Origin of the sequence: Kitasatospora sp. NPDC057936, assembly GCF_042887525.1 — a bacterium.
Classification (GTDB): Bacteria; Actinomycetota; Actinomycetes; order Streptomycetales; family Streptomycetaceae; genus Kitasatospora.
This window is the reverse complement of the sequence record NZ_JBHVPD010000052.1, coordinates 54,420-70,622: the sequence shown is the minus strand read 5'-3', so window position 1 is coordinate 70,622 and position 16,203 is coordinate 54,420. Positions and strand designations below refer to the sequence as shown.

Here is a 16,203-nt window from a genome sequence, read left to right as displayed (position 1 = left end):
ACACCTCATCACCCACCACCACATCACCCACCTCCACCTCACCAGCCGACGCGGCCCCCAAGCCCCCGACGCCCCCCAACTCCTCACCCACCTCACCAACCTCGGCGCCACCGTCACCCTCACCGCCTGCGACACCACCGACCGCAACGCCCTCCACCACCTCCTCACCACCATCCCCCACCAACACCCCCTCACCGCCGTCATCCACGCCGCCGGCATCCTCCACGACACCACCCTCGAAACCCTCACCCCCCACACCCTCAACCACGTCCTCCACCCCAAAACCCAAGCCGCCCACCACCTCCACGAACTCACCCAGCACCACAACCTCGACGCCTTCATCCTCTTCTCCAGCATCGCCGGCATCATCGGCAACCCCGGCCAAGCCAACTACGCCGCCGCCAACACCTACCTCGACGCCCTCGCCCAACACCGCCACGCCCAAGGACTCCCCGCCACCTCCATCGCCTGGGGCCTATGGGAACAACCCCACGGCATGGCCGCCACCCTCACCACCACCGACCTCGCCCGCCTCGCCCGCACCGGCATCACCCCCCTCACCACCACCGAAGCCCTCACCCACTTCGACACGGTCCTCGGCTCGAACCCGGCACTCGCCGTACCCGCGAGGTTCGACACGGCCGCGCTGCGGGCACTCGGCGACCCGGGCAGGATGGCACCGGTCCTGCGCGGTCTGGTCCCGCCGCGGGTGCCGCCGGCCCCGGCGGGCCGCCCCGCGGCCTCGGCCCCGGCCGGCGGGGACAACACCCCGCCCTGGGTGCGAACGCTCTCCGGGGCCGCCGAGGCCGACCGGCCGAGGACCGTCCGCGAGCTGGTGCGGGCGAGGGTCACCGAGGTCCTGGGCCGGCCGGCGAACCGCCTGGTGCCCACCGACCGCGGGCTGATGGACCTCGGGTTCGACTCCCTCACCGCCGTCGACCTGCGCAACCGGATCGGCGCGGACACCGGCCTCCGGCTGCCCACCACCGTGCTCTTCGACCATCCGACGGTCGACGCGCTCGCCGCCCACGTACACGGGGAACTGGCCGACCGGCTCCCGGGCGCCACGGCGGAACTACTCACCCGGATCGCCGAGTTGGAGGCCGCCGTCGACGGCACCGGCACGCCGCTCGACGAGGAGGCGCGCGAACGCGTCACCGCCCGCCTGTCCTCCGTCCTGGCCCGGCTCTCGCCCGACCCGCACGGCACCGGCCCCGCCACCACGACCGCACAGGTCGAGCACGCCTCCGACGACGAGCTGTTCGAGCTCATCGACGGACAGCTCGGCCTCGACTGACCCGCACCCCACATTCCGGTACCACATCCCGTACGACGCACGACGAGGAGAGTTGACGTCTCATGACGAGCGAGGCGACGAACGAGGCCAGGCTCCGCGACTATCTCAAGCGCGTGACGAACGACCTGCTGCAGACCAAGCAGCGCCTGACCGAGGTGGAGGCCGAGCGGCAGGAGCCGATCGCGATCGTCGGCATGGCCTGCCGCTACCCGGGCGGGGTGCGCACCCCGGAACAGCTGTGGCGGCTCGTCGAGTCGGGCACGGACGCGATATCCGCCTTCCCCGACAACCGGGGCTGGGACATCGCCGGGTTGTACGACCCGGACCCGGACCGGGTCGGCCGGACCTACACCCGCGAGGGCGGGTTCCTGCACGACGCCGACCGGTTCGACCCCGCGTTCTTCGGCATCAGCCCGCGTGAAGCCGTCAGCATGGACCCGCAGCAGCGGCTGCTGCTGGAGACCGCGTGGGAGGCGTTCGAGCGGGCCGGCATCGACCCGACCTCACTGCACGGCTCGCGCACCGGCGTCTACGCCGGCGTGATGTACGCGGACTACGGCGGCCGGATCAGGAAGGCGCCGGACGACCTGGAGGGCTACGTCGGCACCGGCAGCGCGGGCTCGGTCGCCTCCGGCCGGATCTCCTACACCTTCGGGCTGGAGGGGCCGGCGGTCACGATCGACACCGCGTGCTCGTCCTCGCTGGTCGCGCTGCACCTCGCGGTGCAGTCCCTGCGGCGGGGCGAGTGCGACCTGGCGCTCGCCGGCGGTGCGACCGTGCTCGCCACACCCGGGCTGTTCGTGGAGTTCAGCCGGCAGCGCGGACTGTCAGCCGACGGCCGCTGCAAGGCCTTCGCCGCGGCGGCCGACGGCACCGGCTGGGGCGAGGGCGCGGGCCTGCTGCTCGTCGAGCGCCTCTCCGACGCCCGCCGCAACGGCCACCACGTGCACGCCGTGATCCGCGGCACGGCGGCCAACCAGGACGGCACGAGCGGTCAGCTCTCGGCGCCCAACGGACCCTCACAGCAGCGGGTGATCCGCGCCGCGCTCGCCGACGCCGGGCTCACGGGCGCCGACGTCGACGCGGTCGAGGCCCACGGCACCGGCACCCGCCTCGGCGACCCCATCGAAGCCCAGGCGCTCCTCGCCACCTACGGACAGGACCGGCCCGCCGAACACCCCCTCCTGCTCGGCTCCCTGAAGTCCAACATCGGCCACACCCAGGCCGCCGCAGGAGTCGGCGGAATCATCAAGATGGTCGAGGCCATGCGCCACGGGGTCCTGCCGCGCACCCTGCACGTCGACGAACCCACCCCGCACGTCGACTGGACCACCGGCGCCGTCGAACTCCTCACCGACAACACCGCATGGCCCGCACACGACCGCCCCCGCCGCGCCGCCGTCTCCTCCTTCGGCATCAGCGGCACCAACGCCCACGTCATCCTCGAACAGGACCGCATCGAGGACACCGAGCCGGTGGGGCCGGTCACGCCCGCCACCGGCCCGACCGTGTTCCTGCTCTCCGCCCACACCGAACAAGCCCTCCAGGAACAGGCCCGCCAACTCCACACCTACACCCACACCCACCCCGACACCGACCCCGCCGCCATCGCCCACACCCTCACCACCGGCCGCGCCACCCACACCCACCGCGCCGCCATCACCACCACCCCCCACAACACCCGCGAACAACTCCTCACCGCCCTCAACGCCCTCGCCACCAACACCCCCCACCCCCACCTCACCACCGCCACCGCCACCCCACCCGGCCGCACCGTCTTCGTCTTCCCCGGCCAAGGCCCCCAATGGGACGGCATGGCCCGCGAACTCCTCACCACCTCACCCGTCTTCACCCAACACCTCACCACCACCGCCAACGCCATCCAAACCCACACCGGCTGGAACCTCCTCGACGTCCTCAACGGCCACCCCGACGCACCCCCCACCGACCGCGTCGACGTCATCCAACCCGCCCTCTTCGCCATCAACACCAGCCTCGCCAAACTCTGGCAACACCACGGCATCCACCCCGACACCGTCATCGGCCACTCCCAAGGCGAAATAGCCGCCGCCTACATCGCCGGCGCCCTCACCCTCCACGACGCCACAAAAATCGTCACCCTCCGCGCCCAAACCCTCCGAACCCTCGCCGGCACCGGCGCCATGGCCTCCATCCCCCTCACCCCCGACCAAACCCAAACCCACCTCGACAACCACCCCGACCTCCACATCGCCGCCATCAACGGCCCCACCACCACCATCAACGCCCGCAACCCCCACACCCACACCCAACACGACACCCACCTCAACAACCACAACATCCAAGCCCGCACCATCAACGTCGACTACGCCTCACACACACCCCACGTCCACCCCCACCAACACACCCTCCACCCCCGCCACCACGACAACACCCCCCAACCCACCACCACCAACTTCTACTCCACCCTCACCAACACCTACCTCGACCCCACCCACCTCACCCCCGACTACTGGTACCAAAACCTCGCCAACCCCGTCCTCTTCCAACCCGCCATCCAAACCCTCCACAACGACGGCCACACCACCTACATCGAAATCAGCCCCCACCCCGTCCTCACCACCGCCATCCACGACACCACCACCCACACCAACCCCCACACCACCCCCACCATCACCGGCACCCTCCGCCGCAACGAAGGCAACCTCCACCGCTTCCACCAATCCCTCGCCCACCTCCACACCCACGGCCACACCATCACCTGGAACCCCACCACCACCCCCACCACCCACACCCCACCCCCCAACCTCCCCACCTACCCCTTCCAACACCAGCGCTACTGGCTGGAGGACGCCGCCACCGGCACCGACCCCGAGCACCTGGGACTGCAGAGCACACACCACCCGCTGCTCACGACCGCCACCACCCTCGGCGGCGGCGACGCACTCCTGCTCACCGGCCGCGTCTCCCACCAGACCCACGGCTGGCTCACCGAGACCGACCTCAACGGGACGGTCCCGCTCGAACTCGCCCTCCAGGCGGGCCGCCCGCACGAACTCGCCGTCGAACGGCTCACGCTCACCACACCACTCGTCCTGCCCCCCGCGGGCGGCGTGGACCTGCAACTCACCGTCGGCGCCCCGGACGACGACGGCCGCCGGGACGTCACCCTCTACGCCCGCCCGTACGAGGACGCGGCGGACGACGATCCGCTGCTGCGCCCCTGGACGACCTACGCCACCGGCACACTCGTGCCCGCACCGGCCGACCGCGCGCCGGACCCCCTCACCGCCTGGCCGCCCGTCGGGGCCACCGCGCTCGACGATGCGGCACCGGACGGACCCGCCCGGCTCTGGCAGCACGGGGAACTGATCTACGCGGAGCTCTCCGCACCCGAGGAGGCGGCCCCCGAGGCCGGCCGCTACGGCCTGCACCCCGCCCTGCTCACCGCCGCGCTCCAGCCGCTGCTCGGCGAGGCCGACGAGTCCGCCGCACCCGCCGACTGGCGCGGCGTGACCCTGCACGCCGTCGGCTCCGGCACGCTCAGGGTCCGGATCTCGCCCCGGGCCGGCTCCTTCGCGCTCGACCTCGCCGACGCGACCGGTGCCCCCATCGCCACCGTCGAGTCGGTCGGACTGCGCCCCGTGCGGCAGGCCGACCGCGTCCGCCACGACTGGCTGCTCGGCCTGGAGTGGCCCGAGCTCGAAACCGACTCCCCGGCCGCCCCGGCGATCGGCTCCTGGACGGTGAGCGGCGAGACCCCGCCCGGCCTCGCGGAGGCCCTCGGCGCTGCCGGCTTCGTCCCCTACCCGGAGGCCTACGGGACCGCCGGGGACGACACGACGACCCCGGCGCCCGAAACGGCGGTGCCCGAGGTGACGGTCCTGACGGCCCGTTCCGCGAGCGACCTGCTGCCGCGGCTCCAGGAACTGCTCGCCGACGACCGGGCGGAGTCGACCGGCCTCGTGGTGCTCACCCGGCACGCCGTCACGACCCACCGGGAGGACGTCCAGGACCTCGCGCCCGCGCCGGTCTGGGGCGTGGTCAGGGCCGCCCAGGCCGAACACCCCGGTCGGATCACGCTCGTCGACCTCGACGACGCCCGGTCCTCGCTGCGCTCCCTGCCCGCCGCCCTGGCCACCGGTGAACCCCAGCTCGCCCTCCGCGAGGGCGGGATCAGGATCCCCCGACTGGTCAGGAACACCCCCGAGGACCACGCGGACGCTCCGGTCGAGGACGCCGCGCCCGCCGGCGCCGGCACGGTGATCGTCTCCGGCGGCGGGGACCTCGCCGCCGCGGCCGCCGAGCACGCTGTCACCGCGCAGGGCGCCCGGCACCTGCTGCTGCTCGATGCCGACGAGGGCCTCGCGGAGCGGCTGACCGCGCTCGGCGCCGAGGTGCTCGTCGCCGAGGGCGGCGCGGGCGACCGCGACTGCCTCGCCGCCGCCCTCGCCGCCCTGCCCGCCGCCCACCCGCCGACCGGCGTGATCCACGCGGCCACGTCCGCACCCCGGACGGTGCTGCTCTCCACCGACCCCGAGACGTTCTCGGACGCCCTGCGCGCGGCCGTCGCCCCCGCCTGGAACCTCCACGAGCTGACGCTCGGACTCGACCTGACCTCGTTCGTGCTGCTCGCGCCCGACACCTCCGCCACCCTCGGCGGCACCGGGCAGACCTCCCGCGCGGCCCTCGGCGCCTACCACGACGCCCTCGCACACCACCGCCGCGCGCTGGGCCTGCCCGGACTCTCCCTCGCCTGGGGCCCGCGCGAGGAGGACGACCCCTCGGCCGTCCGGGGACTCGCCCGGTTCACCGCCGACCAGGTCGCGACCGCCCTGACCGCCATCCGGCACACCCGGCCGCGCGCCGCGCTGCTCCCCGTCCGGCTGGACCGGACCGCCCTGGCCCGGCAGGCCGAGGCGGGACTGCTGCCCCCGGTGCTGCGCTCGCTGGTCCGGACCGTCCGGACCGCGGCCACCACCACCGCGCAGGCGGACACCCTCGCCTCCACGCTGGCCGGGCGGCCCGAGTCCGAACAGCGCCGCCTGCTACTCGACCTGATCCGCCGCCAGGTCGCCGCCGTCCTCGGCCACACCACGACGGAGGCAGTGGACGCCGCGCGGGCCTTCAAGGACGCCGGCTTCGACTCGCTGACCGCCGTCGAACTGCGCAACCGGCTGAGCACCGCGACCGGCCTGAAGCTGCCGAGCACCCTGATCTTCGACCACCCGTCCCCGCAGGCACTGGCCGCCCACCTGCACGCCGAGCTGCTGGGCACCGCCGGCACGGCGGCCGTCCGCGTCGCCACCGCCCACGACGGGGAGCCGATCGCCATCGTGGCGATGGCCTGCCGCTACCCGGGCGGGGTCCGCACGCCGGAGGACCTGTGGCAGGTGGTGGTGTCCGAGAGCGACGTCATCTCACCGTTCCCGACCAACCGCGGCTGGGACCTGGACCGCCTGTTCGACCCGGACCCGGAGCACGCCGGCACCTCGTACGCCCGTGAGGGCGGGTTCCTGCACGACGCCGACCGGTTCGACCCCGCGTTCTTCGGCATCAGCCCGCGCGAGGCGACCAGCATGGACCCGCAGCACCGGCTGCTGCTGGAGACCGCGTGGGAGGCGTTCGAGCGGGCCGGCATCGACCCGACCTCGCTGCACGGCTCGCGGACCGGCGTCTTCGCGGGAGTCGTCTACACCGACTACGGCTCGCGCGTGAAACTGCCCGCCGACATGGAGGGCTACCTGGGCTTCGGCAGCGCCGGCAGCATCGCCTCGGGCCGGATCTCCTACACGCTCGGCCTGGAGGGGCCGGCGGTCACGGTCGACACAGCGTGCTCGTCCTCGCTGGTCGCGCTGCACCTCGCGGTGCAGTCCCTGCGGCGCGGCGAGTGCGACCTGGCGCTCGCCGGCGGCGCGACCGTGCTCGCCAACCCGGACATCTTCATCGGTTTCAGCCGCCAGCGCGGACTCGCCAGGGACGGACGCGTCAAGGCGTTCGCCGCGGCGGCCGATGGCACGTCGTTCGGTGAGGGCGTGGGCCTGCTGCTGGTCGAGCGCCTCTCCGACGCCCGCCGCAACGGCCACCACGTGCTCGCCGTGATCCGCGGCACCGCGACCAACCAGGACGGCGCGTCCAACGGCATCACCGCCCCGAACGGGCCCTCGCAGCAGCGGGTGATCCGCGCCGCGCTCGCCGACGCCGGGCTCACGAGCGCCGACGTCGACGCCATGGAGGCACACGGCACCGGCACGACGCTGGGCGACCCGATCGAGGCCCAGGCCATCCTGGCCACCTACGGGCAGGACCGGCCCGCCGGACGTCCGCTGCTGCTGGGCTCGTTGAAGTCCAACATCGGCCACACCCAGGCCGCCGCAGGAGTCGGCGGAATCATCAAGATGGTCGAGGCCATGCGCCACGGCCTCCTGCCCCGCACCATCAACGTCGACGAGCCCACCCCGCACGTCGACTGGACCGCCGGCGCCGTCGAACTCCTCACCGAGGCAAGGGAATGGGCCCCCGGTGACCGTCCGCGGCGAGCAGGTGTGTCGGGCTTCGGGATGAGCGGCACCAACGCCCACGTCATCGTGGAGGAGGCGCCCGCGCTGGCGGAGGCCCCGACCACCGAGCCGGTGGGGCCGGTCACGCCCGCCACCGGCCCGACCGTGTTCCTGCTCTCCGCCCACACCGAACAAGCCCTCCAGGAACAGGCCCGCCAACTCCACACCTACACCCACACCCACCCCGACACCGACCCCGCCGCCATCGCCCACACCCTCACCACCGGCCGCGCCACCCACACCCACCGCGCCGCCATCACCACCACCCCCCACAACACCCGCGAACAACTCCTCACCGCCCTCAACGCCCTCGCCACCAACACCCCCCACCCCCACCTCACCACCGCCACCGCCACCCCACCCGGCCGCACCGTCTTCGTCTTCCCCGGCCAAGGCCCCCAATGGGACGGCATGGCCCGCGAACTCCTCACCACCTCACCCGTCTTCACCCAACACCTCACCACCACCGCCAACGCCATCCAAACCCACACCGGCTGGAACCTCCTCGACGTCCTCAACGGCCACCCCGACGCACCCCCCACCGACCGCGTCGACGTCATCCAACCCGCCCTCTTCGCCATCAACACCAGCCTCGCCAAACTCTGGCAACACCACGGCATCCACCCCGACACCGTCATCGGCCACTCCCAAGGCGAAATAGCCGCCGCCTACATCGCCGGCGCCCTCACCCTCCACGACGCCACAAAAATCGTCACCCTCCGCGCCCAAACCCTCCGAACCCTCGCCGGCACCGGCGCCATGGCCTCCATCCCCCTCACCCCCGACCAAACCCAAACCCACCTCGACAACCACCCCGACCTCCACATCGCCGCCATCAACGGCCCCACCACCACCATCATCGCCGGCAACCCCCACACCCTCACCCAACTCGTCACCCACCTCAACAACCACAACATCCAAGCCCGCACCATCAACGTCGACTACGCCTCACACACACCCCACGTCCACCCCCTCCAACACACCCTCAACACCCTCCTCCACGACATCACCCCCCAACCCACCACCCCCAACTTCTACTCCACCCACACCAACACCTACCTCGACCCCACCCACCTCACCCCCGACTACTGGTACCAAAACCTCGCCAACCCCGTCCTCTTCCAACCCGCCATCCAAACCCTCCACAACGACGGCCACACCACCTACATCGAAATCAGCCCCCACCCCGTCCTCACCACCGCCATCCACGACACCACCACCCACACCAACCCCCACACCACCCCCACCATCACCGGCACCCTCCGCCGCAACGAAGGCAACCTCCACCGCTTCCACCAATCCCTCGCCCACCTCCACACCCACGGCCACACCATCACCTGGAACCCCACCACCACCCCCACCACCCACACCCCACCCCCCAACCTCCCCACCTACCCCTTCCAACACCAGCGCTACTGGCTGGAAGGCCCTGCGGCCAACAGCGACGCGGGGAGCCTCGGCCTCGACTCGGCCGACCACCCGTTCCTGACCGGTGCCACCACACTCGCCACCGACGGCGCACTGCTGCTCACCGGTCGCGTCTCCCACCAGTCCCACGGCTGGCTCGCCGACCACGCCGTGAGCGGCACCCCGTTGCTGCCCGCGACCGCGTTCCTCGAACTCGCCCTTCAGGCCGCCCAGCAGGTCGGCGGCAACGGGGTGGAGGAGCTCACCCTGGAGGCGCCCCTGGTGCTGCCCGAGCGCGGTGGTGTGCGGCTGCAGGTGTCGGTGGAGGCACCCGACGAAGACGGCCGCCGCGGCGTCAGCGTCCACTCCCGGCCCGACGCTGCCGAGCCGGACGCCCCGTGGCTGCGGCACGCCTCCGGCGTCCTGGCCCCCGAGGCGCCGGCCGCGACCGCGTCGGCCGCGGGAGCGCCGGAGTGGCCGCCGCCCGGCGCGACCCCGCTGGACGCCGACGGGCTCTACGAGGAACTCGCCGCGCTGGGCTACGAGTACGGTCCTGCATTCCGCAACCTCACCGCGGCCTGGAAGGCCGGGGACAGCGTCCACGGCGAGGTGTCGCTGAGCCCCGAACACCACGCAGAGGCCGCCCGCTTCGCGCTGCACCCCGCGCTGCTCGACTCCGCCCTGCACACCATGGGGCTCGGCGACTTCCTCGGCACCGGTGTGCGGCTGCCGTTCAGCTGGTCCGGGGTCGCCCTGCACGCCGCCGGGGCCACCGCCCTCCGCGTGACCGTCGCACCGGGGACCGGCGGCGAGGACACCGTCACGGTCTCCGTCTCGGACCCCACCGGTGCCCTGGTGGCGACGGCGGAACGGCTCACCCTGCGGCCGGTCGCGCCCGGCGGGCTGCGGTCCGCCTCGCCCCGGGCCGGGGCCGACGGGCTCCACGTGCTCGAATGGACCGAGTTGCCGGAGCCCGGCCCGGCCGTGCCCCCACCGTACGAGCTCCTGGAGACCGAGACGGCGTCCGCCGCGGGCGAGCCCGTCCCGCACGCCGCCCGCGGCGCCGTGCTCGCGGTGCTCGCACGGCTCCGGCAGTGGCTGGCCGACCAGGAGCGGGACGAGGAGACCCGCCTGGTGGTCCTCACCCGCCGTGCGGTGCCGGCCGCCCCCGGCGACCCCGTCGACCTCACCGCCGCACCGCTGTGGGGCCTGGTGCGGTCCGCGGCCACCGAGCACCCGGAGCGGATCGTCCTGGTCGACAGCGACGGCGAACCCGCCTCCGAGCTGGTCCTCGCCGCCGCGCTGGCCACCGGCGAGCCCCAGTTCGCCCTCCGGGACGGCCGGATCCTCGTGCCGAGGCTGGCCAGGACGGCACCGGAACCGGCGCTCACCACCCCGGAGGACGGCTCCGCCTGGCGTCTGGAGACCCCCGGCGGGTCGCCCGACGACCTGCACGCGGCCCCGTACCCGGCGGCCGGGGCCCCGCTCGGCGCCGGGGAGGTCCGGATCGCGGTCCGCGCGGCCGGGCTCAACTTCCGGGATGTGCTCACCTCGCTCGGTGTGGTCCCGGTCGGCGCGCCGCTCGGCACCGAGGCCGCCGGGACCGTGCTGGAGCTCGGCCCCGGTGTCACCGGACTGGCCGTCGGGGACCGGGTGTTCGGCCTGGTGCCGGGCGCGGTGGGACCGGTGGCCGTCGCCGACCGGCGGCTGGTCGCCCGGATGCCGGCCGACTGGTCCTTCGCCGCCGCCGCGGGTGTGCCCGCCGTCTTCACCACCGCCTACTACGGGCTCGTGGAACTGGCCCGGGTGCGGCCCGGCGAGCGGGTGCTGATCCACTCCGGAGCGGGCGGCGTCGGTCTGGCCGCCCTCCAGGTCGCCCGGCACCTCGGCGCCGAGGTGTTCGCCACGGCGAGTCCGGGCAAGTGGGGCGCGCTGCGCGCCCTCGGGCTGGACGACGAGCACCTGGCGTCCTCCCGGAGCACCGCGTTCGAGCAGCGGGTGCTCACGACGACCGGCGGCCACGGTGTCGACGTCGTCCTCAACTCGCTGACCGGGGAGTTCATCGACGCCTCGCTGCGACTGCTCGGCCCCGGCGGCCGGTTCGTCGAAATGGGCATCGCCGACCTGCGCGACCAGGCGGCCGTCACGGCGGCCCGGCCGGGGGTCGAGTACCAGCCCTTCGAACTGCTCGGCATGGACCCCGACCGGGTCGGCGAGGTGCTGGCCCGCGTGCTCGACCTGTTCGAGCAGGGGGCGCTGACGCCGCTGCCCGTCACCACGTGGGACGTCCGCCACGCACCTGCCGCGTTCCGCTACTTCGGGCAGGCCCGGCAGGTCGGGAAGGTCGTGCTCACGCTCCCCGCGGCCCCCGTCGGCGAGGGCACCGTCCTGGTCACCGGCGGCACCGGCACCCTGGGGGCGGCCCTGGCCCGCCACCTGGTGACCGAGCACGGTGTGCGGCACCTCCTGCTGACCGGCCGCCGCGGCCCCGACGCCCCCGGTGCCGACCGACTCGTCGCCGAACTCACCGCGCTGGGCGCACACGTGCGGATCGCCGTCTGCGACGCGGCCGACCGGGAGGCGCTCGCCCGACTGCTCGACGGCATCGCTCCCGAACACCCGCTCACCGGTGTCGTCCACGCCGCCGGCGTCCTGGACGACGGCGTCCTCGCGTCCCTGACCGACGAGAAGGTGGAGGCGGTGCTGCGGCCCAAGGTGGACGCGGCCTGGAACCTGCACGAGCTGACCCGCCGTCTCGACCTGTCCTGGTTCGTACTGTTCTCCTCCGCCTCCGGCCTGCTCGGCGGCGCGGGACAGGCCAACTACGCGGCCGCGAACGTCTTCCTGGACGCCCTCGCCCGCGAGCGGCGCGCCGAGGGCCTGCCCGCGGTGTCCCTCGCCTGGGGCATGTGGGAGGACGCGAGCGGGATGACCGGGCACCTGGCCGCGGCGGACCTGGCCCGCATCGCCCGCGGCGGCCTGGTCCCGATGCCGCTGCCCGTCGGCCTGGCACTGTTCGACGCATCGCTCGCGGACGGCCGGCCGTTCCTGGTCCCGGCACCGCTGGACACCGCGGGACTGCGCGCACGGGCCGGCAGCGGCGAACTCCCGGCGGTGCTCCGCTCGATGGTGCGCGGCCAGGTCGTGCGACGGGCCGCCCAGGGCGTCGCCGCGTCCGCCGCCACCCTCGCGGACCGACTGGCCGCGCTGCGCGGTCCCGAACGGGCTCAGGTGCTCCTGCGCCTCGTCCGCGAGCAGGTCGCGGCCGTGCTCGGCCACCTGAACCCGGACGACGTCGACGCCGACCGGGCCTTCAAGGAGGCCGGCTTCGACTCGCTGACCGCGGTCGAGCTGCGCAACCGGATCGGCACCGCCACCGGGCTGCGGCTGCCGACCACTCTGGTGTTCGACCACCCGACCCCGGCGGCGCTCGCCGGCCACCTGCTCACGCTGCTCGCACCGGACGACGCCGCGGCCGAACTGGACCGGCTCCTCGCCTCGGTGAGTGTCGACAGCGGGGAGTTCCCGAGGCTGCGGGAGCGGCTGCGCGCCGCCCTGTGGCGGTGGGACGAACTGGCCGCCGGCCCCTCCGAGGAGCCGGAGGTCGACCTCGAAACGGCGACCGACGAGGAACTGTTCCGCGCGCTCGACGAGGAACTGGATGCGTCCTGACCCCGAGCGCGCCCCGACCAAGCCGACGCCAGCAGAAGAGAGTGCGACAGTGGTGAGCAACGAAGACCGGCTCCGCGACTACCTGAAGAGGGCCACGGCCGACCTGCGCCAGGCCAACAAGCGGATCCGGGAACTGGAGGACCGGGAGCACGAGCCGATCGCCGTGGTGGGCATGGCCTGCCGCCTCCCCGGCGGTGCCGACTCCCCGGAGGCCCTGTGGCGGCTGGTCGCCGAGGAGCGCGACGTCATCTCCGGCTTCCCCGAGGACCGCGGCTGGGACCTGGCGTCGCTCTACGACCCGGACCCCGACCGGGCCGGCACCACGTACACCCGCGAGGGCGGGTTCCTCGACCGGGCCAGCGGGTTCGACGCCGCGTTCTTCGGCATGGGGCCGCGCGAGGCGGTGGCCGCGGACCCCCAGCACCGGCTGCTGCTGGAGGTGGCGTGGGAGACGTTCGAGCGGGCCGGCATCGCACCGGACTCGCTGCGCGGCAGCCGGACCGGCGTCTTCGCGGGTCTGGTCTCCCAGGCGTACGTCCCGCCGCCGGACCGGGTGCCCGCGGGGTACGAGGGCCACCTGATGACCGGGAACGCGACCAGCGTCGCCTCCGGCCGGGTCGCCTACCACCTGGGGCTCGAAGGACCCGCCGTCACCCTCGACACGGCCTGTTCGTCCTCGCTCGTCGCGATGCACCTCGCGGCGCAGTCGCTGCGGCGCGGCGAGAGCGACCTGGCGCTGGCCGGCGGCGTCACGGTGATGGCGACCCCGATGCTGCTGGTGGAGTTCAGCCGGCAGCGCGGTCTCTCCGCGGACGCCCGCTGCAAGGCGTTCGCCGCGGCGGCCGACGGCACCGGGTTCGCCGAGGGCGCCGGCCTGGTGCTGCTGGAGCGCCTCTCCGACGCCCGCCGCAACGGCCGCCGGATCCTGGCCCTGCTGCGCGGTTCCGCGGTCAACCAGGACGGCGCGAGCAACGGCCTGACCGCTCCCAACGGCCCCACCCAGGAGCGGGTGATCCACCAGGCCCTGGCCGACGCCCGACTGGCTCCCCAGCAGGTGGACGCGGTGGAGGCGCACGGCACCGGCACCCGCTTGGGGGACCCGATCGAGGCACAGGCCCTGCTCGCCGCGTACGGGCAGGGCAGGCCGGAGGGCGAGCCGCTGCTGACGGGCTCGCTCAAGTCGAACATCGGTCACACCCAGGCCGCCGCGGGCGTCGCGGGCGTCATCAAGATGGTGGAGGCCATGCGGCACGGCGTGCTGCCGCGCACCCTGCACGTCGACGAGCCGACCCCGCACGTCGACTGGTCGGCCGGCTCCGTCGAACTGCTCACCGAGGCCCTGCCGTGGCCCGACCGGGGCCGACCGCGCCGCGCCGGGGTGTCCTCCTTCGGCATCAGCGGGACCAACGCGCACGTGATCCTCGAACAGGCTCCGCCGGACCCGGACCAGGACCCGACGGCCGAGGACGCCCACCTGGACGGTCCGGCCCCGCTCGCGCCCTGGCCGCTGTCGGGGCGCACCGAATCGGCGCTGCGCGCCCAGGCCGCCCGGCTGCACGACCACCTGACCGGGGCCCCGGACACCGCCCCCGCCGAGGTGGGCCGCACCCTCGCGCTCGGCCGGACGGCGTTCAAGCACCGCGCGGTCGTCCTGCCCGGCTCCCCCGCGGAGCGGCTCGCCGCGCTGGCCGCTCTCGCGGCCGGCCGGCCGGCCCCCCACGCGGTGCGGGGAACGGCGGCCGAGCGCCTGCCCACCGCCTACCTGTTCACCGGCCAGGGAAGCCAGCGGATCGGCATGGGACGGGAGTTGTACGAGAGCAGGCCGGCCTTCCGGGTCGCGCTCGACGAGGTGTGCGAGGCCTTCGTACCGCTGCTCGACCGTCCGTTGAAGTCGCTGCTGTTCGCGGCACCGGACAGTCCGGAGGCCGCATTGCTCGACCGCACCGAGTACGCCCAGCCCGCCCTCTTCGCCCTGGAGACCGCGCTCTTCCGTCTCCTCGGCGACCTGCTGCCCGAGCCGGACCGGGTGGCCGGACACTCGCTCGGCGGTCTCACCGCGGTCCACGCGGCCGGGGTGCTGTCGACGGCCGACGCGGCCGCCCTGGTCGCCGCGCGCGGCCGGTTGATGCAGGAACTCCCGGCCGGCGGGCTGATGGCCGCCTGCGAGGCGTCCGAGGAGGAGGTGCTCGCCGTCCTCGCCGAGTACGACGGCCGGGCCGACCTCGCGGCCGTCAACGGGCCCGGCTCGGCCGTGGTATCCGGCGACGCGGACGCGGTGCGCGAGATCGTCGCCCGGTTCGGGGCCCAGGGCCGCAGGACCCGCCTGCTCCGCGTCAGCCACGCCTTCCACTCGCACCACATGGACGGGGCGCTCGACCGGCTGCGCCCGGTGGTGGAGGGGCTCGACTTCCGCCCGCCCGCGATCCCGGTCGTCTCCGACCTGACGGGGCGGCCGGTCACCGTCGACGAACTGCGGCAGCCGGAGTACTGGGCCCGCCAGCTCCGCTCGCCGGTGCGTTTCGGCGCCGTGGTCGCCACGCTGCACGAGGCCGGGACCAGGGCGTTCGTGGAGGTCGGCCCGGACGCCGTGCTCACCCCCATGGTGGGGGCCTGCCTGCCGGACGCGGCTCCGGTGGTCACACCGGTCCTGCTGCCCGACCGGCCGGAGGAGGAGTCCCTGGTCACCGCGGTGTCGCGACTGCACGCCGCGGGCGGGTCGGTCCGCTGGGACGCCTGGTACGGCGACCACCACCCGGTGCCCGCCGAGTTGCCGACCTACCCGTTCGAGCACCGGAACTACTGGTGGACGGACGTCACCGTCCCGGCCGGCCCCACCGCGGCCTCCGGGGCGGCTGTCTCCGGAGCTCCGGCCCAACCACGGCAGGACTCCGGGGCACCGGCCGACCAGGCCGACCAGAGCGGCCTGGTCGACGAGCTGTCGCTGCTGGACCTCGTCCGCGTCCACGCGGCCGAGGTGCTCGGCCACTCCGCCCCCGGCGAGATCGCGGCCGACGACAACTTCCTCGACATCGGCTTCTCGTCCTTCTCCGCCCTGGAGGTGCGCAACCGCCTCTGCGAGGCCACCGGACTGCTGCTGCCGGCGGTCCTGCTGTACGACCACCCGACACCCGCCGCCGTGGTCACCTTCCTGGAGGAGCAGCTCGCGGCGGCCTGACGCCAAGAGCGGTGGGGGGGGGGGCCGCGCCCCCCCCCCCCCCCGCCCCGACGCGCGCGGGGGCGGCGAGCACGGCCCCGGCCGGCCCGTAGACCCCCCCACCCCCCCCCCCC

3 protein-coding genes are annotated in these 16,203 nt (G+C 74.0%); all 3 read left to right on the top strand.

The annotated features are described in order from the left end of the window. Positions 1-1,297 (top strand): beta-ketoacyl reductase (locus ACFVU9_RS25590; RefSeq protein WP_387597124.1); only part of this gene is annotated, 1,297 nt, incomplete at its 5' end. A 62-nt stretch (positions 1,298-1,359) separates the two neighbouring features. Beyond that, complete coding sequence (locus ACFVU9_RS25585) at positions 1,360-12,915, top strand: SDR family NAD(P)-dependent oxidoreductase (protein WP_387597121.1); 11,556 nt, start codon at positions 1,360-1,362, stop codon at positions 12,913-12,915. 52 nt (positions 12,916-12,967) lie between these two features. Beyond that, positions 12,968-16,090 (top strand): type I polyketide synthase, encoded by a 3,123-nt coding sequence (locus tag ACFVU9_RS25580; protein ID WP_387597127.1) that lies wholly within the window; start codon positions 12,968-12,970, stop codon positions 16,088-16,090. The last annotated feature ends 113 nt before the right edge of the window (positions 16,091-16,203 follow it).